Source organism: Microvirga sp. P5_D2, assembly GCF_054049475.1.
Genome location: NZ_JBFUMH010000017.1, coordinates 1 through 23,833, shown reverse-complemented (window position 1 = coordinate 23,833; position 23,833 = coordinate 1). Strand labels below are relative to the sequence as shown.

General features: G+C 62.0%; 25 protein-coding genes and 1 tRNA gene. 16 read left to right on the top strand and 10 right to left on the bottom strand.

The features are described from left to right. The first annotated feature begins 9 nt into the window (after positions 1-9). The 4 genes from ACXJKO_RS07885 to ACXJKO_RS07870 all read left to right on the top strand — a co-directional run bounded on the left by ACXJKO_RS07885 (position 10) and on the right by ACXJKO_RS07870 (position 5,329). Positions 10-1,737 carry an ABC transporter permease gene (locus tag ACXJKO_RS07885; protein ID WP_457090535.1) on the top strand — a complete coding sequence of 576 codons (1,728 nt, stop codon included), beginning with the start codon at positions 10-12 and terminating at the stop codon, positions 1,735-1,737. Beyond that, the gene (locus tag ACXJKO_RS07880; RefSeq protein WP_457090534.1) at positions 1,734-2,900 is read left to right on the top strand and encodes an ABC transporter ATP-binding protein; all 1,167 of its coding nucleotides are present in this window, start codon (positions 1,734-1,736) and stop codon (positions 2,898-2,900) included. Before ACXJKO_RS07885 ends, ACXJKO_RS07880 begins: the two co-directional genes overlap by 4 nt. Positions 2,901-2,931: 31 nt before the next feature. Further along, a complete protein-coding gene (locus ACXJKO_RS07875) occupies positions 2,932-4,014 on the top strand; it encodes an ABC transporter substrate-binding protein (protein ID WP_457090533.1) in 1,083 nt (360 codons plus the stop codon). A 118-nt stretch (positions 4,015-4,132) separates the two neighbouring features. Beyond that, positions 4,133-5,329, top strand: a complete 1,197-nt coding sequence (locus ACXJKO_RS07870; RefSeq protein ID WP_457090532.1) for a multidrug effflux MFS transporter — start codon at positions 4,133-4,135, stop codon at positions 5,327-5,329. 145 nt (positions 5,330-5,474) lie between these two features. On the opposite strand, the gene ACXJKO_RS07865 is transcribed toward ACXJKO_RS07870, so the two are convergent. From ACXJKO_RS07865 to ACXJKO_RS07855, 3 genes are all read right to left on the bottom strand, one after another. Then, positions 5,475-5,551 (bottom strand) — tRNA-Arg (locus tag ACXJKO_RS07865). A 109-nt stretch (positions 5,552-5,660) separates the two neighbouring features. After that, on the bottom strand, positions 5,661-7,106 hold the full coding sequence (locus ACXJKO_RS07860) for a sensor histidine kinase (protein ID WP_457090531.1): 1,446 nt from the start codon (positions 7,104-7,106) through the stop codon (positions 5,661-5,663). Between the two features lie 189 nt (positions 7,107-7,295). Then, positions 7,296-8,051 carry a TVP38/TMEM64 family protein gene (locus ACXJKO_RS07855; protein ID WP_457090530.1) on the bottom strand — a complete coding sequence of 252 codons (756 nt, stop codon included), beginning with the start codon at positions 8,049-8,051 and terminating at the stop codon, positions 7,296-7,298. Positions 8,052-8,363: 312 nt separating this feature from the next. On the opposite strand from ACXJKO_RS07855, the gene rpmH reads away from it, so the two are divergent. The 8 genes from rpmH (at position 8,364) to ACXJKO_RS07815 (ending at position 15,433) form a co-directional block, all read left to right on the top strand. Then, positions 8,364-8,498, top strand: a complete 135-nt coding sequence (rpmH, locus tag ACXJKO_RS07850; protein ID WP_027314822.1) for a 50S ribosomal protein L34 — start codon at positions 8,364-8,366, stop codon at positions 8,496-8,498. A gap of 18 nt (positions 8,499-8,516) precedes the next feature. Further along, a complete protein-coding gene (gene rnpA / locus ACXJKO_RS07845) occupies positions 8,517-8,963 on the top strand; it encodes a ribonuclease P protein component (RefSeq protein WP_457090529.1) in 447 nt (148 codons plus the stop codon). Further along, the gene (gene yidC / locus ACXJKO_RS07840) at positions 8,956-10,809 is read left to right on the top strand and encodes a membrane protein insertase YidC (RefSeq protein WP_457090528.1); all 1,854 of its coding nucleotides are present in this window, start codon (positions 8,956-8,958) and stop codon (positions 10,807-10,809) included. Before rnpA ends, yidC begins: the two co-directional genes overlap by 8 nt. A 136-nt stretch (positions 10,810-10,945) precedes the next feature. Next, positions 10,946-12,469: a CYTH and CHAD domain-containing protein gene (locus ACXJKO_RS07835; protein ID WP_457090527.1), complete on the top strand. Its 1,524-nt coding sequence runs from the start codon at positions 10,946-10,948 to the stop codon at positions 12,467-12,469. Between the two features lie 71 nt (positions 12,470-12,540). Then, positions 12,541-13,206, top strand: coding sequence for a ribosome biogenesis GTP-binding protein YihA/YsxC (yihA, locus tag ACXJKO_RS07830; protein WP_457090526.1), 666 nt, complete (start codon positions 12,541-12,543; stop codon positions 13,204-13,206). Continuing rightward, complete coding sequence (locus ACXJKO_RS07825) at positions 13,203-13,571, top strand: DUF423 domain-containing protein (protein WP_457090525.1); 369 nt, start codon at positions 13,203-13,205, stop codon at positions 13,569-13,571. Before yihA ends, ACXJKO_RS07825 begins: the two co-directional genes overlap by 4 nt. 78 nt (positions 13,572-13,649) lie before the next feature. After that, the gene (gene argB / locus ACXJKO_RS07820; RefSeq protein ID WP_457090524.1) at positions 13,650-14,552 is read left to right on the top strand and encodes an acetylglutamate kinase; all 903 of its coding nucleotides are present in this window, start codon (positions 13,650-13,652) and stop codon (positions 14,550-14,552) included. A 149-nt stretch (positions 14,553-14,701) separates the two neighbouring features. Then, the gene (locus ACXJKO_RS07815; protein ID WP_457090523.1) at positions 14,702-15,433 is read left to right on the top strand and encodes a pyrimidine 5'-nucleotidase; all 732 of its coding nucleotides are present in this window, start codon (positions 14,702-14,704) and stop codon (positions 15,431-15,433) included. 59 nt (positions 15,434-15,492) lie between these two features. Here the strand turns inward: ACXJKO_RS07815 and ACXJKO_RS07810 are convergent, their stop codons facing one another. Together ACXJKO_RS07810 and ACXJKO_RS07805 are read right to left on the bottom strand one after the other, a co-directional pair. After that, positions 15,493-15,996, bottom strand: coding sequence for a YciE/YciF ferroxidase family protein (locus ACXJKO_RS07810; RefSeq protein WP_457090522.1), 504 nt, complete (start codon positions 15,994-15,996; stop codon positions 15,493-15,495). A 111-nt stretch (positions 15,997-16,107) separates the two neighbouring features. Next, positions 16,108-17,292 carry a DNA recombination protein RmuC gene (locus ACXJKO_RS07805; protein ID WP_457090521.1) on the bottom strand — a complete coding sequence of 395 codons (1,185 nt, stop codon included), beginning with the start codon at positions 17,290-17,292 and terminating at the stop codon, positions 16,108-16,110. 85 nt (positions 17,293-17,377) lie between these two features. On the opposite strand from ACXJKO_RS07805, the gene def reads away from it, so the two are divergent. From def to truA, 4 genes are read left to right on the top strand one after another with little or no spacing between them, the layout of a single operon-like run. Then, entirely contained in the window at positions 17,378-17,896 is a 519-nt protein-coding gene (def, locus tag ACXJKO_RS07800) for a peptide deformylase (protein ID WP_457090520.1), read from the top strand. Then, positions 17,893-18,825 carry a methionyl-tRNA formyltransferase gene (fmt, locus tag ACXJKO_RS07795; RefSeq protein ID WP_457090519.1) on the top strand — a complete coding sequence of 311 codons (933 nt, stop codon included), beginning with the start codon at positions 17,893-17,895 and terminating at the stop codon, positions 18,823-18,825. The genes def and fmt overlap by 4 nt, the downstream gene beginning before the upstream one ends. Positions 18,826-18,834: 9 nt before the next feature. Further along, the gene (locus ACXJKO_RS07790; RefSeq protein ID WP_457090518.1) at positions 18,835-19,329 is read left to right on the top strand and encodes a GNAT family N-acetyltransferase; all 495 of its coding nucleotides are present in this window, start codon (positions 18,835-18,837) and stop codon (positions 19,327-19,329) included. A 1-nt stretch (position 19,330) separates the two neighbouring features. Then, the gene (gene truA, locus ACXJKO_RS07785) at positions 19,331-20,074 is read left to right on the top strand and encodes a tRNA pseudouridine(38-40) synthase TruA (RefSeq protein WP_457090517.1); all 744 of its coding nucleotides are present in this window, start codon (positions 19,331-19,333) and stop codon (positions 20,072-20,074) included. On the opposite strand, the gene ACXJKO_RS07780 is transcribed toward truA, so the two are convergent. From ACXJKO_RS07780 to ACXJKO_RS07760, 5 genes are all read right to left on the bottom strand, one after another. Then, positions 20,071-20,658 (bottom strand): hypothetical protein, encoded by a 588-nt coding sequence (locus ACXJKO_RS07780; protein ID WP_457090516.1) that lies wholly within the window; start codon positions 20,656-20,658, stop codon positions 20,071-20,073. The two genes, truA and ACXJKO_RS07780, sit on opposite strands and share 4 nt — an antisense overlap. Before the next feature lie 101 nt (positions 20,659-20,759). Continuing rightward, positions 20,760-21,926: a succinyl-diaminopimelate desuccinylase gene (dapE, locus tag ACXJKO_RS07775; RefSeq protein WP_457090515.1), complete on the bottom strand. Its 1,167-nt coding sequence runs from the start codon at positions 21,924-21,926 to the stop codon at positions 20,760-20,762. Further along, positions 21,923-22,399 carry a DUF805 domain-containing protein gene (locus tag ACXJKO_RS07770; RefSeq protein ID WP_457090514.1) on the bottom strand — a complete coding sequence of 159 codons (477 nt, stop codon included), beginning with the start codon at positions 22,397-22,399 and terminating at the stop codon, positions 21,923-21,925. Before ACXJKO_RS07770 ends, dapE begins: the two co-directional genes overlap by 4 nt. A gap of 56 nt (positions 22,400-22,455) precedes the next feature. Then, positions 22,456-23,301: a 2,3,4,5-tetrahydropyridine-2,6-dicarboxylate N-succinyltransferase gene (gene dapD / locus ACXJKO_RS07765; RefSeq protein WP_457090513.1), complete on the bottom strand. Its 846-nt coding sequence runs from the start codon at positions 23,299-23,301 to the stop codon at positions 22,456-22,458. Between the two features lie 72 nt (positions 23,302-23,373). After that, positions 23,374-23,833: recombination mediator RecR (locus tag ACXJKO_RS07760; RefSeq protein WP_457090512.1), on the bottom strand; the 460-nt coding region annotated here is incomplete at its 5' end.

Below are 23,833 nucleotides of genomic sequence, written 5' to 3'. Positions count from 1 at the left end.
TTGTCCATCATGGATTCTTCCACCGTCATGGCCATGTCCCCTCCTCGGAGGGGACTGAGCCTGAGTTCGCAAGGCGTCATCACCGCAATCATCCTCATCGTCTGTGGTGCGCTCGTTCTGTATCCGCTTTTCTTCCTGTTCGCGGAATCGCTCAACATCGGCGATCCGCAGGTCTTTCCGCCTGAAAGCATAGGGCTTTCCAACTACACCGACATGATCCTCGATTGGCGGATCATCGGAAACACGCTGAAGGTCGCGCTGTTTGCGACAAGCATCGCGGTCACGGTCGGTTTCATCCTCGCCTGGATCCTGACTCGAACCGAAATCCCCGGGCGCGCCATTCTCGAGCGCCTGATTGAGCTGCCATTCTACGTCACGCCTCTTGTCGGCGCGCTGGCTTGGAGCATTCTGGCTGCGCCGCAGAGCGGCTTCCTCAATCAAGCCTGGGCTGCCCTTGGCGGATCCAATCGTATTCTCGACATCTATACACCGATGGGCGTCGCCTGGGTGATGGCCCTGTTCGAGGGCAGCGTCGCCTTCGTGATGATCTCGGCCGCCATGAAATCCATGGACCCCGCCATGGAGGAAGGATCGCGCGTGATCGGAGCGAGCAAGCTTCGCACGATGCTCAAGATCACTCTTCCCCTCGTGGCTCCGGGCGTTCTTGGTGCCGCCATCTTCGTCTTCGCGGAGATGCTCGGCTCCTTTGCCGCCGCTCTGGTTCTCGGCATCCCCGGCCACTTCTATGTGATTACGACGGCGATCTGGGAACTCACGCTCTCCTATCCGCCGGATTACGGACGTGCGGCGGCACTCGGGATTTCGCTCTTCCTGATCATGTTCGCAACCCTCGCAGTGTATCGCTGGCTCGTCCGCCGTGGCAGCTATGCGACGATTTCCGGCAAGGCGTTTCGCCCGCGCCGGATGAACATGGGCAAGCTCACCTGGGTTCTGGCCGGGGTCTGCTGGTTCTACGTTTTTCTTGCCGTCATCCTGCCCATGGCGGCGCTCATCCTCACGTCGTTCGAGAAGTTCGCAACGGTTCTGCTTCACCAGAGCCAGTTCACTCTCCAGAACTATATCACCGCCTTCAGCCTCGCTTCCGTGCGTTCGGCCATCATCAACAGCCTGATGCTCGGCCTTGGCGTCGCGACCATTGGCATCCTGGTCATGACGGTTCTGGTCTGGATCATCTACCGGTCGCGCGTCTTCGGCAGCGGTCTCATCGAATATTTGGTGATGTTCCCGCAGGCCGTTCCTCGCATGGTGTTCGGCCTCGCGATCTTGTGGGCATGGCTGCATATGCCGATACCGCTCTATGGCACATTGTGGCTCCTGGGCATCGCGTATTTCACCGTCATGCTTCCGCTCGGCGTCAGAACGCTCGCAGGCGTCGTTCTGCAAGTGGATAAGAGCCTGGAGGAATGTGCGCGTGTCTGCGGCGCGTCCTGGGTCCACCAGATGCGTACCGTCACCCTCCCACTTCTCAGGCCCGGCATCGCGGCCGGCTGGCTGCTCCTGTTCATCGCCAGCGTGCGTGAGTTGGGCGTGTCCATTTACCTGATGGGGCCGGATTCGAAAGTCATCGCACCCGCCATCGTCAGTTCATGGTCCAGCGCGGGAACAGAGCTGACCGCCGCCATGGCGGTCATTCAGACAGCTACCATCCTCATCGCCGTCTTCGTGCTGTTCTCCGTCACGTCGCGGCTTTCCAGAAACGGGCAACCAAACTTATGATCCATACACAGACCGCACAGGCAGCGGCCCTGGCCCGCTCCGAATATTCTCACGTCGCGCCGGTTCCGGCTGAGCCGCAGATCGTCGTTTCCGATCTTGTCATCAAGTACGGCACCGTGACCGCCGTGCATGGCGTGAGCTTCACTGTCGGCAAGGGAGAGCACCTGACCCTCCTTGGCCCCTCCGGCTGCGGCAAGACCACGACTCTGCGCTCCATCGCAGGGCTCGAGCAGCCTTATTCGGGAGAAATCCTACTCGACGGCAAGCCTGTCTTCTCGTCCCGCCAGAGGGTCAATATTCCGGCCGAGAAGCGCGGCGTCTCAATGGTGTTTCAATCCTACGCCATCTGGCCGCATATGACGGTGTTCGAGAACGTCGCCTATGGCCTGCGTGTTCGTCGGCGCAGCAGGGACGAGGTCCACAGCGCCGTCGAGAAGGCCCTCGACCTCGTGCAGATGCGCCGGTTCGCCGATCGCCCCGCATCGCAGCTCTCCGGCGGTCAGCAGCARCGCGTGGCGCTGGCCCGCGCCATCGCCTTCTCTCCCAGAGTCGTGCTGTTCGACGAACCGTTGTCGAACCTCGATGCGAAGCTGCGCGGCGAGATGCGCGTCGAGCTGAAGGATCTGCAACGTCAGCTCGGCATCAGCTCCGTCTATGTGACGCACGATCAGGAAGAGGCCTTCGCCATTTCCGACCGCGTCATCATCATGAACGAGGGCCGCATCGAGCAGATCGGCAGCCCCGAGGACATCTACGACCGTCCGCGCAACACCTTTGTGGCGGACTTCATCGGATCCGCCAACATCATCGAAGGCAAGGTCGAGGGCGGCCCGCGTGAGCCTGGCTGGGTGACGTTCCAGGCAGCGAGCGGCCTGATGTTCCGCGCCATTGCGCCTTACCCGGTGCAGGGCAACGAATGCAAGGTCGCCGTCCGTACGGCCTATGCGCAGATCACCGCCAACCCGACCGGCCAGCACAATCAGTTCCAGGGCCATGTCCGACGCCGGATGTTCCACGGCGACTTCGTTCAATACGTCATTGCGTGGCCCTGCGGGGAACTCATCATCCGCCGGCCGCCGACGGAACTGTTCGACGAGGGAGATCCCGTCACGATCTCCTTCGATCCGAAGCACTGCGTCCTGCTGGAAGACCGCATCGCATAAACAAAAACCGTCACTGATCAGGGAGGAAGCTATGAGATCGTCTGAGTTGAAAGTTGCCGCGGCTGCCATCGCTACAATTGTCCTGGCGCTTCCCGCCAGCGCACAAACGGAAAGTCCGGCGCCTTGCCCAAACCCAGTTGAGGTGCAGGGCTTCAAGACCTGCGCCGATGTCGCGAAGGCCGAACAGGAAGGCGCGCTCGTTCTCTATTCTCCAGCGCCGGAACCCGGCACGGTGAAAATCCTCGCGGAGTTTCAGGCGGCCTTTCCCAAGATCAAGGCCAACTACGTGCGCCTTCAGTCCGGCGCACTCTATGCTCGCCTCATGAGCGAGCGGCAGGCTGGCAGCTACTTGGCGGACGTGCTGCATCTCTCCGATGCCACGCTCGTTCTCGACTTCCAGGGCAAGAAGGGCTTCGCGCCTTATGCCTCACCGCAATACGCATCCTACAAGCCGGAATTCAAAAGCAAGCCGGAGGGCTTCTGGTCGTGGGGCGCCATCATCATGGCGGGCTTCGCCTATAATCCCAACATCCTCAGCGCCGATAAGGCCCCTAAGAAATGGCCGGATATTCTCGATCCGGCCTTCAAGGACAGCGTCAGCGTCAAATCCAGCAATTCCGGTTTGCAGTTCCTGACCTGGGAGTTGCTCAACCGTGCCCAGGGAGAAGACTTCTGGAAGAAGTTCGCGGAGAGCAAGCCAAAGGCATTCGACTCGTACGTTCAGCAGTTCGATCGCATCGTGAACGGCGACGACAAGCTTGCCGTAACCGCGCAATATTCCGGTTACCTTCTCTACAAGCAGAAGGGCGCCCCTATCGAGTTTATTGCACCTGAAGATGGGCTGCCGGCAGGCCCTGAAATCTGGGGCCTTGCCAGCCAGGCACCGCATCCCGAAGCGGCGCGCCTGTTCCTCGATTGGTTCCTGTCGCCGCTCGGGCAGAAGCTCCAGGCCGACAACATCTATCTGCATTCACCACGCTCGGATGTTGCCCCGCCTCCCGGCGGCAAGAAGATCGATGATTTGAAACTCATGTTCCTCGAAGAAACGCCGGAACTCCTCCAGAAGCGGCGCGAATTCGTGAAGATGTGGAGCGCCATGAGCGGCCTCCGATAGGTCTCACAAAATATGGGCCACCTTCGCGCAGGAGGCGGCCCGCAATCAATGTTTCTCGTTGATCGATTGAACGTCGCAAGCTTTCCCAAAAAATCGGAACAGGTTCATGCAACCCGTCATGAGTGAGCTGCGTACGGCGACGCTCGGCGCCATGATCGTCGCACTCGGCTCCATCAGCATGGCCCTCTACACACCGGCCCTGCCTACTCTGGTGGAGGCATTTCAAACCAACCCAGCCGCGATCAAACTGACACTCACCGTCTACCTGATGGGATTCGCCTTCGCGATCCTTTTCTGCGGCCCCCTGTCGGACGCGTTCGGACGTCGCCCGGTGGCAATCGGGTTTCTGGTGATCTACCTGATGGGCAGCCTGATGGCGCTCGTCGCACCCAGCGTGATGTGGCTGACATTGGGCCGCATCTTTCAAGGCATTGGTGCGGCTTCCGGCGTGACGATCTCCCGCGCCATTGTGCGCGATCAGTTCAGCGGACAGCGCTCCGCCCGCATCATGAACCTGATCGGCCTCATGCTCGCCGCGGGACCTGCCGTGTCTCCTACAATCGGCAGCCTCATTCTCGGTGGCTTCGGCTGGCACGCCATTTTCGCGGGGATGGCAGGATATGGTTTGCTGACGCTCGCCGCCATCGCGACCGGCTGCACGGAAACCAATGCCGCGCCCGACAAGCATAAAGCGCGCCCTCTCGCAATCGTCAGAAACTATCGCATTCTCCTGACCAACCGGAGCTTCATGGTCGGAAGCAGTCTGCTCGGCCTTACTGTCGGCGGCGTCTATACTCTGACGGTGATCCTGCCCTTCGTTCTGATCGATGTCGTCAAACTGACGCCGACACAATTCGGTTTCGCCATGATCGCCCAAACCGGCTCATATGTTCTCGGCACGATTCTCACAGGCCGCTTGCTGCGAAAAATCGATGGCGCTTCCCTGATCCCTGCAGGTCTATCGCTCGTTGCCGTGGCTGGAATCAGTCTCGCACTGCTTCCGCGCTTCATGCCGCCGACATTCTTCACCACCATGCTGCCCGTCGGCCTCTGGGCCTTCGGCTGCGCCCTTATCATTCCGGTTGCCACGACAAGAGCGCTCGCCGATTTCGGTCACATCGCCGGCGCGGCCGCGGCGCTTACAGGTTTCATGCAAATCGGAGGCGGGCTCGTAGGATCGGCCATCGCGGCCCTGTTGTTCAAGGACGCGCTCTCGGCACTAATGACCGTATTACCCGTAATGGCCGGTTCGGCGGCGGTAATCTATCTGGCCTTCGGTCGGGGCAGCGGGAGAAGCCTCGCGCCCGATCAGTGAAGCGAAGGCAGGCATATCGCCACCGACGAGAAGCACTTTTCCGATGCCTTCGAAGAACCGACCCGCGCTGCGCCTGGACGCAACCATACGGCGGCGCAGCATTTTTGCCTGCACCGGCCAACGTCTTGGCATGTCGGAAGGAAAATGGCGCGCCCGAAAGGATTCGAACCTCTGACCCCCAGATTCGTAGTCTGGTGCTCTATCCAGCTGAGCTACGGGCGCGTAATCGGCAATTCGTTGCGGGGAGCAACATCGGCCGAGGCGGGTGACTTAAAGGGTTCTGGAGCGGTTGGCAAGCCTCCTTTGACGAGATTCTGCACAAGCTTCCATTTCATTMGTGATTGATGCCGCGATCGGGGATCGTGATGCGGAAGCATGTTTTGCCATCCCGCTCGTCCAGACTGATCGTGCCGCCGTGGAGCTGGACCAGTTCCGCGACGATGGTCAGGCCGAGGCCCGTGCCGCCCTTGCGCGTCGAGCCTTGGAACGGCGTGAAGAGATCGGCGCGGATTCGGTCTGGAATTCCCGGACCGTTATCTTCGACGAAGATGACGACGGCATGCCCCTCGCGCTTTGCCGTAACATCGATACAGGGTTGCCCGCCCAGTGAGCCTGTCTGGCTCAGCGCCTGCACCGCATTGCGGACGAGGTTCACCAGGATTCGCGAGAGCTGGTCCTTGTCCGCATCAATCATCAGGTCCTGCGGCACGTGGCAGGCGAAAGCGATTCCCACTTCCGGCGCGAGATCCGTCAGGTTCGACAGGTCTTCCACGAGAGGAGCTAACGGAATCAGCTTGCGCTGCGGCAGAGGCTCCGTGGCGCGGCCATAGGCGAGCGTCGTCTCGCAGAAGGCAATCGCCCGGTCGAGGGTCGCCACGAGCCGTGGTGCGACACGCTGGGCGGTTTCATCATTGACGCGCTCCAAGCGATCAGTGAGCAGCTGGGCCGTTGTGAGCATGTTGCGCAGCTCGTGATTGATCTTGCTCACGGCCAGTCCCAGCTGCGCCAGACGCCGCTTCTGGCGGAGCTCATCGGCGAGGGTTGTTTCCATCTTCGCCAGAGCCTGCTCGGCGAGGCCGATCTCGTCGGCACGGTCCGTCGGCTGGATCACGCGGGAGGCGTCCTCCGGATTGCCCGAGAATTCCGCGATGTTGCCCGTCAGGCGCCGCACGGGCCGCACGATGACCCATTGCAGGGTCAGGTAGACGAGGCTCGCGGTGATACCTGAAATGAATAGCGACAGCAGGAGGATGTTGCGGGAGACATCGAGCATGGCATCCCGCAAGGGGCGTTGATCGAGAATGATTTCGACGAAATCCACGCCCATGCCGGGGCCGATGACCCGGATAGGCTTGTCGGCGGGATCGAACAGGGCGTCGAAGGCATCCTTGACGAGATCCACCCATTTCGCGTCCCGCAGGTCGACGGTCTTGCTGACCTCAGGGGGAACATCGTTGATGGCGAGCAGGCTCCGCCTTCCGCCGCCGCGCAGGGCGATGGCCCTGGCGCCGACGCCTTGCAGAAGGCGCATCTCGAGCTCTTCGGACAGGCTTTCCTCGGGCGCAGCATCGAGCACCATGGCGGCCACCTGCGCCGCGGCTAGGCGGTCGCTGAGCCAAGTCAGGCGGAAATTCGCGATGGAGGGCACATAGATGAGCACTTCCGCGATCATTACGAAGAGCACCGTGAGCATGAGCAGGCGCGCGGAGAGCCCGAACTGGCTCGAAATCCGCCGTCCCCAGGTCTGCCCCCATCTCTGCGGCTGCTCGTAATTCATGCCCGCCTTATCCTATGCGGCGAAGGAAACCGATCGGACGCCGCAACCAGGGATTCTGAGCCCAAGGCCTCAGAAACTCCACCGCAGTGCTCTTCGTCACGTCGGAGAAAGTGGGGTAGGGATAAACCAAGCCGGCGAGATCGGAAACCTCAATCCCTTCGCCATGATCACGCCCCACGGCATGCTTTTTCATGGCAGCCCCTTACGGCCACGCCAATACCTGATCGCAACCGGGGCCGATGCCAGAATTCCCAGCACCGCAAGGGCGGTGAGCAGTTCGGGCGTCAGCAGACTTTTGGCATCGAAGGGGATGGCGCAATCCGTCCGGCCGGAGGCCAGACAGGCCTCACGAAGGCGCTGGTGGCCGATGATGACCCTGTCGAGCCCCGAGCCTGCGAAGGCAAAGGCAAAGGTGACAGGCAGCATGCCGAGCTGGGTTGCGAGAACGAAGCTCCTGAGACGCATGCGAAAGAAGCCTGCGGCCAGATTCGTCAGCCAGAAGGGCACGAGCGGGATAAGGCGTAAAATCAGCAGGTAGGTGAAGCCCTGGCGCCGAAAGCCTGCCGCGAGGCCCTGGATCCGGGATCCGGCCCGCCGCAGGAAGGGCTGGCCCAATGACGTGCGGGCGATCAGGAAAAAGCAGGTCGCACCCAGGGTCGCGGAAAGGGAGGCGGCGGTGCCGCCGATGAGCCAGCCGAACAGGTAGCCGCCGATGGTGGTCAGGAAGGCCGACAGGGGCAGGGACAGGATCACGGCTACTACGTAGACCAGGGCATAAAGGCCCAGCATCGCGACCGGGCGCTCCGAGACGAGATCGCGCAGCTCGGCATGATACTGCACGAAGCTGTCGAAGCTGAGCTTCTGATGGAGACCTGAGGCGAAGACGGCTGCCAGAGCCGCGACAACAAGCGCCAGGGGCAGGTATTTCAAGGGGCTGGACGCCAATCGGCCCTCTTCAGGCTCCTGATCTTATGCTGCCACGCTTCCCCCCGGCCACCGGTTCCCCTATATCGTCCGGGACGGGCTGGCGGGCAAGCGGCCCCATGCCGGTTCAAGCGTTCGATCCTCAAGGCATCTCTTTTGCCGCAAAGGCCAGTGCGGCGTTGACTTTGCCCCTCCATTCCGTCATAAGCCGCGCAAGCTGACAGCGCTCTTCTGGGGCGCTGATCGTTTTTTCTAGACAGTTTCGGGGGCAACCCCTTCTAACACGGGCGCGAGCCTTCGAGCACCGCTGCCCCTTTCGACCGGAGATTTGCCGTGAAGAGGACGTATCAACCGAGCAAGCTGGTCCGCAAGCGCCGCCACGGCTTCCGTGCGCGCATGGCGACCAAGGGTGGCCGTAAGGTCATTGCCGCTCGCCGCGCCCATGGCCGCAAGCGCCTTTCGGCGTAAGCAGCCTTTGGACCCCCGATGCGCGAGCCTCGCGCAGATTTGACCATCGGGCGTCTGACGAAAAGACCTGACTTCGTCGCGGCGGCCAGTGGCCGCCGCTTTCATACGGAGCGGATGACGGTGCAGGCACGCCTGCGCGGGGATTCCGACCAGAACGCCGAGCTTGGCCTTCGGGTCGGGCTCACCGTCACCAAGCGTGTCGGCCACGCCACCGAGCGCAACCGGATCAAGCGTCGCCTTCGGACTGTCGTTCTTGCGGCATGCCAGGATTACGCGACCATAGATGCGGATGTCGTGATCATCGGACGGCGCGATATCCTGGCGGCGGATTATGACCTGCTCATCGACGATCTGCGGCGCGCGCTAAGGGTTGTAACCAAGCCGAAAAGCGCCCACCTCTCGGATCGCCGACCTCCCTCCTCACCTCACCCCAACGGCGAGCGTCGCGGACATTCCCATGCGTGAAGACAATAAAAACCTCATCCTCGCCATCGCCCTGTCGCTGGCGGTCCTGTTGGGCTGGCAATATTTCTATGCCGCCCCCGAGGCTGAGAGGCAGCGCCATGCAGCCCAGCAGCAATCCGCGCAGGTAAACCCGAACGCTCCCAACCCGCCCGCGAGCCCAAGCCAGGCCGGCGGCGCATCGCCGACTATACCCGGCACGGTGCCGAGCACCCCGGCGGCTCCGGCCATCGAATCCCGTGAGGCTGCCCTTGCCCGCACGAAGCGCGTTGCGATCGATACCCCGGCAATTTCGGGCTCGATCAACCTTCGCGGCGGCCGCATCGACGATGTGGCGCTGAAGAATTACCGCGAGACCGTCGATCCGCGCAGCCCCAACATCATCCTGCTCTCGCCGGAAGGCACGCAGAACCCCTATTACGCCGAGTTCGGCTGGGCCGCGGCGCAGGGTGTCGCCGTCCCCAATGCCACCACGGAATGGACCGCCGACGGCGGCCGACTGACCCCCTCGACTCCGGTGATCCTCTCCTGGGACAACGGCCAGGGCCTCGTCTTCCGCCGCACGATCTCGGTGGACGACAAGTTCATGTTCACCGTGAAGAACACGGTCGAGAATCGCGGCGGTGCGCCGGTGGACGTGCGCCCCTACAGCCTCGTCTCCCGCCACGGCAAGCCCACGACCCTCGGCTATTACGTGCTGCATGAAGGCCTGATCGGCGTCATTGGCGATCAAGGCCTGCAGGAATTCAAGTACGACACCCTCGACAAGGAAGCCCCCGCAGCCGGCTCGACCGTTTCCGAGAAGAAGTGGGACAACGTGCAGGGCGGATTCCTCGGCATCACCGACAAGTACTGGGCTGCTGCCGTCATTCCGGATCAGACCCAGACTTATCAGGGCGCCTTCACCTCGCAGCAGAGCCAGACGGGCCGCACCTATCATGCGATCGTGCAGGGAACGCCGCAGACGGTTCAGGCCAACGGCGCCGCCGAGACGACGCAGCGTTTCTTCGCGGGCGCCAAGGAAGTGGCGACCGTCGATAACTACCAGAACACGTTGGGCATCAAGAACTTCGACCTCATGATCGACTGGGGCTGGTTCTACTTCATCACCAAGCCGCTCTTTAAGGTGCTGGACTTCTTCTATCACCTCGTCGGCAATTTCGGCATCGCGATCCTGATCGTGACGGTGCTTCTGAAGATCCTGTTCTTCCCGCTCGCCAACAAATCTTACCGCTCCATGGCGATGATGAAGGCCGTGCAGCCGGAAATGGCTTCCATCCGCGAGCGCTACGGCGACGACAAGATGAAGCAGCAGCAGGCGCTGATGGAGCTCTACAAGAAGGAAAAGATCAATCCGGTTGCCGGCTGCTGGCCGGTGCTGATCCAGATCCCGGTCTTCTTCGCGCTCTACAAGGTGCTCTTCGTCACCATCGAAATGCGTCATGCGCCGTTCTTCGGCTGGATCCGCGACCTCGCGGCGCCCGATCCGACCTCCATCTTCAACCTCTTCGGCCTGCTGCCCTACAACCCGGGCGCGGTGCCGGTGATCGGCCACTTCCTGATGCTCGGCGTGTGGCCGATCCTCATGGGCATCACCATGTGGCTGCAGATGAAGATGAACCCGGAGCCGCCGGACCCGGTGCAGAAGCAGGTCTTCTCGTGGATGCCGGTAATCTTCACCTTCATGCTCGGTTCGTTCCCCGCCGGTCTCGTGATCTACTGGGCCTGGAACAACCTACTTTCGGTGAGCCAGCAGGCCTTCATCATGAAGCGCAACGGCGTGAAGATCGAGCTCTGGGACAACCTGCGCAAGACCTTCAACCGCAAGGCCAGCCCGGCCAAAGGCTGAGGCAGACAACCGATAAGCTGATCATCCCCGGGCCTCGTCCCGGGGATTTTCTTTTGGGCCTTTGCCGCTCTGTCGCAATTTCCTCCGGCCGCCCCGCCCCTAGATAATCAAAGGCGCAACAAAGCGGTGACAGGTCATGCATGCCCCCGAAAGCCGCACGAAGCGGAATTCCCCACCCCGGGAAATCGAGCTGAAGCTCGAACTTGCCTCCGGCTCCATCGACGACCTTCTCAAGCATTCGGCTCTGTCGCATCTCAGCCCCCTGCCCGATCAAGGCGGGCAGCTCCATGCGGTCTACTTCGACACCGAGGATCACGCCCTGCGTCGCGAGGGCATCAGCCTGCGCGTTCGCCACAGGAACGGCGGCGCCATCCAGACCATCAAGGCCGAGGGCGCCGATAGTAGCCTCACCATGGATCGCGGCGAATGGGAGACCCCTGTCGATGGCGCGCTCGATCTATCCGCAGTGTCCGGGACACCCCTCGAATCGCTCGTGTCGGACGAGGCGCTACGGCAGAGCATCGGCCCTCTCTTCACAGTCGATACGGATCGAAAGGCTTTTGAGGCCGAGTTCGATGGCTCCCTGATCGAAGTCGCTCTCGACCGGGCCAAGGCGTCGGGTAGGCAGCAGGACGTTTCCTTCCTGGAGATCGAGCTTGAACTCAAGCGAGGAGATCCTGCCGCTCTCTTCGCCTTCGCCCGCGCTTTAAGCGAAATCGCGCCCTTACGTCTCTCGACCTTGGCGAAATCGGAGCGCGGTTACCGCCTCCTCGATGCTGAATCCCTGAAACCCGCCCGCGCGAAGCCGATCACACTTCCGAAGAAGGCGACCTGCGCCGATGCCTTTCAGATCATCTCGCGGTCATGCCTGTCCCAGATGCTGCACAACGAAGCCCTCGTGCGGCAGACGCAGGATCCCGCGACCCTGCACCAGATGCGTGTAGGCCTGCGCCGCCTGCGCGCCGCCCTCTCCTTGTTCGGAAAGCAGCTGCTGACCGATCCCGAGAGCACCGTGATCAAGGACGATCTCCGCTGGGCCGGGCAGGCCATGGGCAAAGCCCGGGACCTCGATGTTCTTCTGGAGCATATCCGCTCCTCGAAGACCGAATACGACAAGTCGCAGATCGGAAAGGTCGAGCAAAGTCGGGGCGAGGCCTATCGCGAATTGCTGGAGACCCTCGAATCCCGCCGTTTCATGGATATCGTTCTCAAGACTGCCGCCTGGATCGAAGCGGGCGCTTGGATCACTGCTGCCGCATCGAAGCAAGCCCAAGAGCACCCGGCGCGGGATTTCGTGACCGACGAGCTGTCGCGCCGCTTCAAGCGCATCCGCCGGAACGGCAAGCGCCTGCGTAAACGCAGCGAGGAAGAGCGGCACGAGTTGCGGATCCGGATCAAGAAGCTGCGTTACGGCGTCGAGTTCTTCGCCTCGCTGTTTCCATCGGGCAAGGCTTCGAAGCGCCGCAAGAAACTGGCCGACATTCTGGAGGAGCTTCAGGAGATGCTGGGCGAGTTGCACGATCTGGCGGTCAGCGGCTCCCTCGTCCCCTCGCTCGTCGAAATCTCGCCTAAGCGGGCGAAACGGCGGCGCGAGAAGCTTCTCGACAAGAGCAAGCCCGCGGTGGAATCCCTCTCCAGAGTTGATCCCTTCTGGCTCTAATGCGCTTGAAGCCCGGCCGGAAAGCGGAGAGGCACCTTGAACAATGCGATCCGAGCGCCGATAAGAGCCCCATGACCGAGACAAGCCCCACGAACCAGGACATCGACCCCTTCCTCGAAATCGGCCGCAAGTTCTTTGCGGGCGAGGCCGACTTCATCTGGGCGGCAAACTCCCTCAAAGGGCTGCCGCCCATGGGCAAGGTGGAGATCGCCTTTGCCGGCCGCTCGAATGTGGGCAAGTCCAGCCTCATCAACGCGCTGACCGGGCGCAATACGCTCGCGCGCACCTCGCATACGCCGGGCCGCACGCAGCAGCTCAACTTCTTCAACATCGGCGACCGCTTCAATCTCGTGGATATGCCGGGCTACGGCTATGCCGCCGTGGAGAAGGAGAAGGTGCATGCCTGGACACAGCTGATCCACGACTATCTCCGTGGCCGCGCGAGCCTAGCCCGCGTCTATGTGCTGATCGATGCACGCCACGGCATCAAGCCAGTGGATGAGGGGGTGCTCGAAACGCTGGGCACCGCCGCCGTCTCCTATCAGGTCGTCCTGACCAAGGCGGACGAGCTGAAGCAGGGCGAGCTCGAGAAATGCATGGCCGACACGGCGCAAAAGATTGCCAAGCGCGCCGCGGCCTTCCCTGAAATCCTGCCCACCTCCAGCCGCTCCGGCTTCGGCATCCCGGAGCTACGCGCCGGCATTGCGCGCCTGCTGAGCGAGCGGGGCGTGGCATGAGCCTTGCCACCCGGGCGCTGATCGTCCTCGCCGCACTTTCGGGCGTTCTCGGTGTGGGACTGTCAGCCGCCGCAGCCCATGTGGCTGGCGGCAATCTTGCCACGGCAGCGCAATTCCTGCTGTTTCATGCCCCTGCCCTGCTGGCGCTTGCGGCCCTTACGACGACCGGCGCCATCCATTCCCTGCTCGGGCCCGTCGCCGGTTACATCCTGGTTCTCGGTCTGATTCTGTTCTGCGGAGACCTATCCCGCCGTGCTTTTTCTGGAGTGGCGCTTTTCCCGAGGGCAGCRCCTACAGGCGGGATTCTGCTCATGATTGGATGGATCATCGTTGGAATCGCCGCTCTTGTTMCTACGCGATCCTGAAGTCTTTATTTGCACGGGACTGCCATTCGGATAGAAGGCAAGCCGTTTCGTCCCGAATTGTCCCTGCTGGAGCCCCTGATGACTGATCCCGACCAGCTCCCCGACGTCCATGTGCAGGCTGAAGTGCTTGTGCAGGCTCTGCCGCATATGCAGCGCTATGACCAGCAGGTCGTAGTGATCAAGTATGGCGGCCACGCCATGGGTGACCGGGCGGCGGCCGAGGATTTCGCCGAGGACGTGGTTCTGCTCGAGCAATCGGGTATCAAGCCTATCGTCGTGCACGGTGGCGGGCCGCAGATCGGCAAGATGCTGGAAAAGCTTGGCATCAAGTCCGAGTTCAAGGGCGGTCTGCGCGTGACCGATGCCGCCACCGTCGAGGTGGTCGAGATGGTGCTCGCGGGCTCCATCAACAAGCAGATCGTCGGCTGGATCGGCGCCGAGGGCGGCAAGGCCGTGGGCCTTTCGGGCAAGGACGGGAACATGGTTTCCGCCCGTAAGGTGACCCGCACCGCCGTCGACCCCGATTCCAACATCGAGAAGGTGGTGGACCTGGGCTTCGTGGGCGAGCCTGAGCACGTGAACCGTGAGGTTCTGGACCAGGTGCTCCAGGCCGAGCTGATTCCGGTGCTGGCTCCCGTGGCGACCGGCCAGGACGGCCAGACCTACAACGTGAACGCGGATACCTTCGCCGGCGCCATCGCCGGTGCCATGACCGCCAAGCGCCTCCTGCTGCTGACCGATGTTCCCGGCGTTCTCGACAAGAACAAGAACCTGATTCCGGAAATGACCATCGAGGATTGCCGCCGCCTGATCGCGGACGGCACCATCACCGATGGCATGATTCCGAAGATCGAGACCTGCATCTATGCCCTGGAAAAGGGTGTGGAGGCGGTGGTCATCCTGGACGGCAAGGTGCCTCACTCGGTGCTTCTGGAGCTGTTCACGGACCACGGCGCGGGCACCCTGATCCGCCGGGGCTAAGGGTTAATGTTGCATAGTGAGTGGTTTGTGGTTGAAGGAATCTCTTCTTCGCTACTCACTACCAACGACCAACCCCTTTCAGTGGCAGGCAACGTCGCCTATATTCAATCCAGTGGGGCCGCACGGCCCCATTGTCGTCTTTGAGATTCATGAACGCTAAGCCTGCCGTCGAACCTCATCTGTCTTCCGCCGATTCCCGCGTTTTCGCCCATGTGGACACGTGGGTCTTCGACCTGGACAATACGCTCTATCCGCACACCTCTCGGGTGTGGCCGCAGGTGGATGAACGGATCACGCTCTACATCGCGGATCTCTTCGGCCTCGACGGCATGTCCGCGCGAGCCCTGCAGAAGTATTTCTATCACAAATACGGCACGACCCTGCGGGCGCTGATCGACGAATACGACATCGATCCGCACGACTTCCTCGATTTCGCGCACGATATCGACCACACGGATATCGAGCTGAATGCCAGCCTCGGCGAGGCCATCGAGCGACTTCCCGGTCGCAAGCTCATCCTGACCAACGGTTCCCGCAAGCATGCGGAGAACGTGGCGAAGAAGATCGGCATTCTCGATCACTTCGAGGACGTGTTCGACATTGCCGCCTCGAATTTCGTGCCCAAGCCCGAGCGGCGCGCTTACGAGACCTTTCTGGACAAGCATGGCGTCGAGCCGTCCCGATCGGCCATGTTCGAGGACATCGCCAAGAACCTCATGGTGCCGCACGAGCTCGGCATGACCACGACCTTGATCGTGCCGAAGACCGTCGATCCATTCCGGGAAAGTTTCGAGCAGGAAGCAGTGAAGACGCCGGATATCGACTACATCACCAACGATCTCGCAGATTTCCTGCGCCTTTACGCATTGCCTGCGAAGTAGCTTTGAACAAGAAAATGGCCCCCTTTCGGAGGCCATTCCCTTGAACATCCACCAGAACCTTAAGCGGCCTGTGTGTTGATCTTGCTCTCGGCGATGCGGTTGAGCTTCTGATCCGTGGACTTTTCCTGCTCCAGGATCTGATGCAGCACGCCGGCGCAATCCTCGCGGCCAAGCTGCTTCGCCCAGGCGACGAGCGTGCCGTAGCGGGTAATCTCGTAGTGCTCCACGGCCTGAGCGGCGGCGAGCAGGGCGGCGTCGAGCACCTGCGGATCGGCGATGTCGCCCGCGATCTCCTGCGCTTCGTCGATGATGCCGTCAATGGCCGGGCAGGTCACGCCCTTGGGATCATGGCCATGCATGCGAAACACCTGTTCCACCATCTGAATCTGCTGCTCTGTCTCACCCAGATGGGTCTGGAACGCCTGCTTGAGCTGCGGATCGGTGGCCTTCGCGATCATCTCGGGAAGCGCCTTCGTGATCTGCTGCTCGGCGTAATAGATGTCCTGCAAGGTGTGGATGAAGAGATCGTCCAGCGATTTGATGTCCTTGGAGAAAAGGCCCATAGCGCAAATCCTTCCCAGATTATGATGAGTATCGCATGACGGACGCCCGCATTCGCATTCGCGCGTCCGATCGCGTTGGGAGAACGTCGCGAGGTGGAGGCGGTTCCAGGGTTAATCCACGGCGCGGAGATTCCGTCCCTGGAGGCGCAGCCACTCGGCATGGGCCGCGTCCCCCTCATCGAATTCCAGGGTCTCGATGCGCTCGCCACGCTTCGCGATCTTGTCGGTCGAGACGCGGATCTGGGCTACGTCTTCCTGCGCCTGGCGGAAATGCGCGTCGAGCTTCGCCACGCGGCCATCGAGGCGCGTCACATCCTCCAACAGCTTCTGCACCTCGACCTGAATCACACGAGCCTCCTCGCGGATCCGCGCGTCGCGCACGAGCGCCTGCATCACCTGGATCGCAAGGGTCAGGAGCGACGGGGAGACGATGACGATGCGAGCGCGGTGCGCCTTCTGCACTACGTCCTCGAAATGCTCGGACAGATCGGCATAGATGGATTCCGACGGCACGAAGAGCATGGCTATGTCCTGCGTTTCGCCGGGGATCAGGTATTTCTCCGCGATGTCCTTCACATGCACGAGCATGTCGCTGCGCACCCTGGATGCGGCGCGGGTTTTCGCGTCCTCGCCCTTCGCCTCGCGAAAGGAGGTGAAGCCTTCCAGCGGGAACTTGGCGTCGATCACAAGGCCGCGCTCATCGCCCGGCAGGCGCACGAGACAATCGGGACGGGTGCGGTTGGAAAGCGTCGCCTGGAACTCGAAGGCATTGGCCGGCAAGCCATCGCGAATGATCGCCTCCATGCGGCCCTGGCCATAGGCACCGCGGCTTTGCTTGTTGGAGAGGATATCCTTGAGGCCCACGATCTCGCCGGTGAGATTGCTGAGATTCTGCTGCGCCGCGTCGATGACCGCGAGGCGCTCGTTGAGCTTCGACAGGTTCTCGCTCTGATGGCGGATGGATGCCTCCAGGCCCTGCCCGACCCGGTGCTGCAATCCGTCGATCCGCTCCGAGATCATGCGCACGAAATCGCTCTGGCGCGAGCCGAAGACCTCGGCGATGGTCTGCATCCGGCCGGTCATCTCGGCCTGGATGCGGGTGAGTTCGGCCACCTTGTCGTCCATCTCCCGCGCCCGCTCGGCATCGATGCCTGCTTCCAGCGCCAGCTCCCTCCGCGACCGGACAAGCAGCAGGGTCACGATCATCAGCAGCAGAAGGCTCAGACCCGCCATCCCGATCACGATGTTTCCCCATGTGAGGGCATGGGTGCCGAGGATCAGGACGACGTCATTCATGTGGTAGGCTTTCGGTTGACGGCCTCATCCGAACATATCACGAACGATTTGACCATCCTCCAGGAAGCCCTTATCTCCCGCGATCATGAGCATCAGACCCCTTGTCATCATTCCCGATTCCAAGCTCCGCCTGATTTCCGAGCCCGTTAAGGAAATCACGAAAGAGATCCGCCAGCTGGCCGACGACATGCTGGAAACCATGTACGACGCCCCTGGCGTGGGACTGGCCGCCATCCAGATCGGCCTGCCTATCCGCATGGTGACCATGGACGTGTCGAAGTCCGACGACGAGCGCCTGCCCATGGTGCTCATCAATCCCGAGATCACCTGGGCTTCGGAAGAGAAGCGGGTTTATGAGGAAGGCTGCCTCTCGATCCCCGAATATTACGAGGAGGTCGAGCGCCCGGACCGCGTGCGCTTCCGCTACATGAACATCCAGGGCGAGGTCGTGGAGCAGGAGGCGGATGGCCTTCTGGCGACCTGCGTGCAGCACGAGATCGACCATCTCAACGGCGTGCTCTTCATCGACTACCTGTCGAAGCTCAAGCGCGACCGGGTGATGACCAAGTTCAAGAAGGCCGCCAAGCGCGAGGCCGGAGCATGAGCCTGCGCATCGTCTTCATGGGCACCCCGGATTTCGCGGTGCCGACGCTCTCCGAGATCGTGGGTCAGGGTCACGACGTGATTGCCGTCTATACCCGCGCACCCGCCGCCGCTGGCCGGGGCATGGAGCTAAAACCCTCCCCCGTCCATAAGATGGCGGATCGGTTCGGCCTGCCGGTGTTCACTCCGAAGACCCTGCGCAATGAGGACGCCGCCGAAATCTTCCACAGCCATCAGGCCGATGTGGCGGTGGTGGTGGCGTACGGCATGATCCTGCCCAAAACCATTCTCGAAGCGCCGGAACTCGGCTGCCTCAACCTGCATGCCTCCCTCCTCCCCCGCTGGCGCGGCGCGGCCCCTATCCAGCGCGCCATCATGGCGGGCGACAAGGAGACGGGCGTCGCCGTCATGAAGATGGAAGAGGGCCTCGATACCGGCCCAGTTGCCATGGCCGAGCGCGTCGCGATTGCGCCCGACATGAATGCGGGCGAGCTCCATGACAGGCTGATGGTGTTGGGAGCGGACCTGATGGTGCGCGCCCTGGCCGCCATTTCCCGTGGGGGCTTGAGCTTCACGCCCCAGCCTGAGGAGGGCGTGACCTACGCTCAGAAGATCAAGAACGAGGATGCAAGGATCGACTGGGCCAAGCCCGCTCAGGCCGTGCACGATCACATCCGTGGCCTCTCCCCGTTCCCCGGCGCCTTCTTCACTGCCGATTTCGGCAAGGGCGAAGAGCGCGTAAAGGTGCTTCGCGCAACCCTGGGAAAAGGTTCGGGAGCCCCTGGCACACTCCTCGGCCATGATGGTACAGTATCCACCGGCGACGGGGCCGTGCGCCTGATCCAGGTTCAGCGCGCCGGCAAGGGGCCTGTGGCATTCGATGAATTCCTTCGCGGCGTGAGGATCGATCCAGGCGTCCGCTTTCTGTGAGTGCAGGCTATGAAGCTTCGTCTGGAGGAATCCGCCGATTGGGCTGCGCTCCGCGCCATCTATGAGGCTTCCTTCGGGCAGCTCGCTGAGGCCACCCTCGTCCAGCACCTGCGCACCGACGGCGACCTGATCCTGTCCCTGACCGCCTACGCGGAGGAGCCGGTCGGCCATATTGCCTTTTCCCGCCTGAGCGTCGATGGGGTGCCCTCCATCAAGGGCTGCGCTCTCGCCCCGCTCGCCGTCATTCCGGCGGGCCAAGGACAGGGTGTGGGCACGCTTCTCGTCGAGGAAGGACTGAGGCGGATGCGGGCCGAAGGCTACGATCTCGTGGTCGTGCTCGGTGAGCCGGACTTTTATGGCCGCTTCGGATTCACGGCGGCGCTGGCGCGCAAGCTCAAGACGCTTTATGACGGGCCTTATCTCCAGGCCCTCGCCCTTTCCGAAAAAGGGAAAGAGGCTCATGGTTCGGTCAGTTACGCCAGAGCCTTCGCAGAACTGAAATAACATGCCTCGCTACAAGCTCGTCGTGGAATACGACGGCACGCCGTTTACCGGTTGGCAGCACCAGACGAATGGGCTCTCCGTGCAGCAGGCGGTGGAGGATGCCATCGCGCGCTTTGCGGGCGAGAGGGTACGCATCCATTGCGCCGGCCGCACGGATTCCGGTGTCCACGCCACCCATCAGGTCGTGCATGTGGATCTCGCGAAGGAGTGGCGCCCGGATACGGTGCGCGATGCCGCGAACGCGCATCTGAAACCCAAACCCGTCGCGATCATTTCCGCGCAGATGGTGCCGGAGACGTTCAACGCGCGCATTTCGGCCATCAAGCGCCACTACGTCTATCGCATCCTCAACCGCCGCGCCCCGCCGACGCTGGATGCCACCCGCGTCTGGCACATAGCCTGGCCGCTCGATGCCTCCGTGATGCACGAGGCCGCGCAGACCCTGATCGGCCAGCACGACTTCACAACCTTCCGTGCCGCCGAATGCCAGGCGAACAGCCCGATCCGCACCCTCGACCGCTTGGATGTGGAGCGGGTCGGCGACGAGATCCGCATCTATGCCTCCGCCCGCTCGTTCCTACACCATCAGGTGCGCTCGCTCACAGGAACGTTGGAGCGTGCAGGAGCCGGACGCTGGTCGGTCGCGGACGTGCGCGCCGCCCTCGACGCGCGGGATCGTACCCGCTGCGGGCCGATGGCGCCCTCCACGGGGCTTTACCTGATCGGCGTCGATTATCCGGATTAGCTCAACAGGCCGCGTGTCAGGCTTCCCACGCCAGAATTGAGCAGAATCCCGAAGAGGACGATGCCCAATGCGGAGATGCTGGAGAGACCGAGCGTCTCCTTCGTCGCGAACCACTGAATCCGCACGAGGACCACCGCGAAGGCGAGGCTGAAGAGGCTGGCGAGCGACGGCGTGGCCCAGCCCAAAAGCAGCAGCATCGCCGGAACCGACAGAACGAGCAGGCCGATCACGGAGATCCAGTTCGTCACGATGACGAAGGGCACATAGGCACCAGTGAGCCGGAAGCCGCGAGCGATGAAGATCATCGCGAGAGGAAGCGCAATATAGCCGCCCACGTGACCCAGAGCGACCACCGCATCGACCCAGAGATTGTCGAGGAGCGCCCCATCCGGAACCGCGCCGAGGCGCATGCGTGCGATGGCGAGCGAGATGATGTAGGCGGGAAGCGTCAGCCAGATCGCCGAGAAGGAGCGCCAGAAGCCCCGCTCGCTCATGTCGAAGGATTTCAGCCCCTCGGACCTGCTGTTGAGCAGATCGATGGTGCCTTTGAACGAGCGGTTGACCTCATCAGCCGTGACGATCATGTGCCACCTCTTGACGGTTCAGGTGTTCACGAGAACAGGCTGAAGCCGCAAACGTTCCAGACAGGATGCGACTTTAGTTTAATTCGGCTGTGCTTGGAGCCTCAAGCCCCGGGGGCGAAGTAGGCCATCAACACTTTGCGATAGATCGCCGCAAGCTTGGCCAGATCGTCCACGGCCACGCGCTCGTTGCTCTGGTGCATGGTCTGCCCCACGAGGCCGAACTCGACCACCGGACAATCCTTGACGATGAACCGGGCATCCGACGTGCCGCCCGTGGTGGAGAGCTTGGGACGGATGCCCGTCTCGGCCTCAATGGCGTCGGCAATGAAGCCGACGAAGGCGTTCGGCGGGGTGAGGAACGCGGTGGCGTTCGTCGGTGCCATCTGCAGGGTGTAGCGCACATTGTTGCCGGCCGCCTTGCGCAGGCGACGGGCGATCTCTTCCTCCAGGCTTTCCGGCGTCCAGAGATCGTTGAAGCGGATATTGAAGGTGGCCCTAGCCTCGGTGGGGATCACGTTGGAAGCGGGATTACCCACATCCACCGTGGTCACTTCCAAGTTCGAGGCATCGAAATGCTCGGTGCCCCGGTCGAGCGGCTCGCGAAGAAGCCCGTCGAGCAGGCGCAGCATGCCGGGAATGGGATTGTCCGCAAGATGCGGATAGGCCACGTGCCCCTGCTTGCCCTCGACCACGATCTTGCCGGTGAGCGACCCGCGCCGCCCGATCTTGATCATGTCGCCGAGGCGGTCGGGATTGGTCGGCTCGCCGAGGATGCAGTGATCGAACTTTTCGCCCCGCGCCTTCACCCATTCGAGAAGCTTGACCGTGCCGTTGATGGCGGGCCCCTCCTCGTCTCCCGTGATGAGGAAGCCGATGGAGCCTTTGAAATCCGGATTCTCGCGAATGAAATCGAGCACCGCCACCATCGAGCAGGCGATGCCGCCCTTCATGTCCACCGCGCCGCGCCCATAAAGCTCGCCGTCATCGATCTCGCCGCTGAACGGATCATGCTTCCACCGGCTCACATCGCCCGGCGGCACCACATCCGTGTGACCGGCGAAGAGCAGGTAGGGCTCACTCGAGCCGTAGCGGGCGTAGAGATTCTCCACGTCGGGCGTGCCCGGCTCGGAGAAGACCGGACGATGCACCTCGAAACCCGCCTCCTTCAGCACGCTTTCGATGAACGAGAGCGCCCCGCCCTCCTCCGGCGTCACGGAGGGGCAGCGGAGAAGGGATTGGGTGAGAGCGAGGGGCGAGGTGTCAATCATAGGCTTGGAACTTTGAAGATACCAGATGTTGATGGGTCAATCCCATAGCGATTCTGTCCAGCAGTGCCTTGCAGAAAGCCAAGCACAAACACATAGCTGAACGACAAGATATAAACTGTCCCAACAACGATGAGCATCATATCTCTACTGGGAAAAATGACATAGAGAAGGCTTAGGCTCTTACTCATAATTAGAATGGTAAAGGTGCCCCCGAATATTGCCCAAAGGCCGCTCCAACTGCGATCATGAAATCGTTTCGCATCCACAGTGTAGGCAGGATAGATCATAGCAAGCTCGAAGAGCATGACTGAGAATGGATATTGCTCGTGGAATTTCTCGTAAAACTTCGAGATGAGCCAAGGAGTGCTATTAAGTGAAGTTATGGCGAGCCAGCTCATCCACCATTGGATGCGTCCGATCCGTCCGTCTTGTGAGAATAACAGCCAGAACAGGTAACCTGAATTCCATCGCATGACAGTTTAGCCAATCTGTATGTTATTTCATCCAGATTGGCTTTAGGCAGATTAACTCAATCCCGCAACAGCTCGTTAATCGCCGTCTTGGCGCGTGTCTGTGCATCGACGCGCTTCACGATGACGGCGCAGTAGAGGGATGGGCCGGGAGTGCCGTCCGGCAGGGACTTGCCGGGGAGCGAGCCGGGGACGACGACCGAATAGGGCGGCACGCGGCCGACGAAGACTTCGCCGGTATTGCGGTCGATGATCTTCGTGGAGGCGGAGATGAAGACGCCCATGGAGAGCACCGAGCCTTCGCCCACGATCACGCCTTCCACCACCTCGGAGCGGGCGCCGATGAAGCAATTGTCCTCGATGATGGTGGGATTGGCCTGCAGCGGCTCCAGCACGCCGCCGATGCCGACGCCGCCCGAGAGGTGGACGTTCTTGCCGATCTGCGCGCAGGATCCGACGGTGGCCCAAGTATCGACCATGGTGCCCTCGTCCACGTAGGCGCCGAGATTGACGAAGGATGGCATGAGAACCACGCCGGGGGCGATATAGGCGCCACGCCGCACGGTGGTGTTCGGAACAGCACGGAAGCCGGCTTCGCGGAAGCGGTTCTCGCCCCAGCCCTCGAACTTCGACGGCACCTTGTCCCACCAGGTCGCGCCATCCGGACCACCCTCGACGACCTTCATGTCGTTGAGGCGGAAGGACAGCAGAACCGCCTTCTTCAGCCATTGATGAACCTGCCACTCGCCGTTCGCTGCTTTTTCCGCCACACGGGCTTTGCCGGAATCGAGCAGGCTCATCGCCTCCTCGACGGCTTCGCGAACGGAACCCGTGGTGGATATGCTCACATTCGCCCGGTCTTCCCAGGCGGCTTCGACGGTACGGGCGAGATCGGTGTTGGACATGGAAAAACTCGGCGCAAGAATTTCAGGTGCCGTCTGATTAGCAACGGGACCAGCCCCTGTCACCTGCGGTTATCAGAACGATGTGCGCTGGCGGATGGCGGCGGACAACGTGCCTTCGTCGAGATAGTCGAGCTCGCCCCCTACGGGAACCCCGTGGGCAAGCTTCGTCACTTTCATGGGCAGATGGCCGAGGAGTTCGGTGATGTAGTGCGCCGTCGTCTGCCCATCGACCGTGGCGTTGAGCGCCAGGATGATTTCCGCGACGCCCGGTTCGGATGCGCGTTCGACGAGGCGGTCGAGATTCAGGTGCTCGGGCCGTACGCCGTCGAGCGGCGAGAGCACGCCGCCGAGCACATGGTATTTCGCGTTGACCGCGCCGRAACGCTCCAACGCCCAGAGATCCGACACGTCCTCGACCACGACGAGGATCGACGGGTCGCGCTTGGCATCTCGGCAGATCGTGCAGGGCTCGGACGTATCGACATTGCCGTCTCGGCAGATCGTGCAGGGCTCGGACGTATCGACATTGCCG

Coding starts and splice junctions, on each gene's coding strand:
- ACXJKO_RS07780 (WP_457090516.1), bottom strand. CDS start 20,658: ATGATCGTCACGGCTGATGAGGTCAACCGCTCGTTCAAAGGCACCATC.
- truA (WP_457090517.1), top strand. CDS start 19,331: ATGCCTCGCTACAAGCTCGTCGTGGAATACGACGGCACGCCGTTTACC.
- ACXJKO_RS07810 (WP_457090522.1), bottom strand. CDS start 15,996: ATGGGCCTTTTCTCCAAGGACATCAAATCGCTGGACGATCTCTTCATC.
- ACXJKO_RS07885 (WP_457090535.1), top strand. CDS start 10: ATGGATTCTTCCACCGTCATGGCCATGTCCCCTCCTCGGAGGGGACTG.
- yidC (WP_457090528.1), top strand. CDS start 8,956: ATGCGTGAAGACAATAAAAACCTCATCCTCGCCATCGCCCTGTCGCTG.
- argB (WP_457090524.1), top strand. CDS start 13,650: ATGACTGATCCCGACCAGCTCCCCGACGTCCATGTGCAGGCTGAAGTG.
- dapD (WP_457090513.1), bottom strand. CDS start 23,301: ATGTCCAACACCGATCTCGCCCGTACCGTCGAAGCCGCCTGGGAAGAC.
- ACXJKO_RS07815 (WP_457090523.1), top strand. CDS start 14,702: ATGAACGCTAAGCCTGCCGTCGAACCTCATCTGTCTTCCGCCGATTCC.
- yihA (WP_457090526.1), top strand. CDS start 12,541: ATGACCGAGACAAGCCCCACGAACCAGGACATCGACCCCTTCCTCGAA.
- ACXJKO_RS07875 (WP_457090533.1), top strand. CDS start 2,932: ATGAGATCGTCTGAGTTGAAAGTTGCCGCGGCTGCCATCGCTACAATT.
- rnpA (WP_457090529.1), top strand. CDS start 8,517: ATGCGCGAGCCTCGCGCAGATTTGACCATCGGGCGTCTGACGAAAAGA.
- fmt (WP_457090519.1), top strand. CDS start 17,893: ATGAGCCTGCGCATCGTCTTCATGGGCACCCCGGATTTCGCGGTGCCG.
- ACXJKO_RS07805 (WP_457090521.1), bottom strand. CDS start 17,292: ATGAATGACGTCGTCCTGATCCTCGGCACCCATGCCCTCACATGGGGA.
- def (WP_457090520.1), top strand. CDS start 17,378: ATGAGCATCAGACCCCTTGTCATCATTCCCGATTCCAAGCTCCGCCTG.
- ACXJKO_RS07835 (WP_457090527.1), top strand. CDS start 10,946: ATGCATGCCCCCGAAAGCCGCACGAAGCGGAATTCCCCACCCCGGGAA.
- ACXJKO_RS07870 (WP_457090532.1), top strand. CDS start 4,133: ATGAGTGAGCTGCGTACGGCGACGCTCGGCGCCATGATCGTCGCACTC.
- ACXJKO_RS07790 (WP_457090518.1), top strand. CDS start 18,835: ATGAAGCTTCGTCTGGAGGAATCCGCCGATTGGGCTGCGCTCCGCGCC.
- dapE (WP_457090515.1), bottom strand. CDS start 21,926: ATGATTGACACCTCGCCCCTCGCTCTCACCCAATCCCTTCTCCGCTGC.
- ACXJKO_RS07770 (WP_457090514.1), bottom strand. CDS start 22,399: ATGCGATGGAATTCAGGTTACCTGTTCTGGCTGTTATTCTCACAAGAC.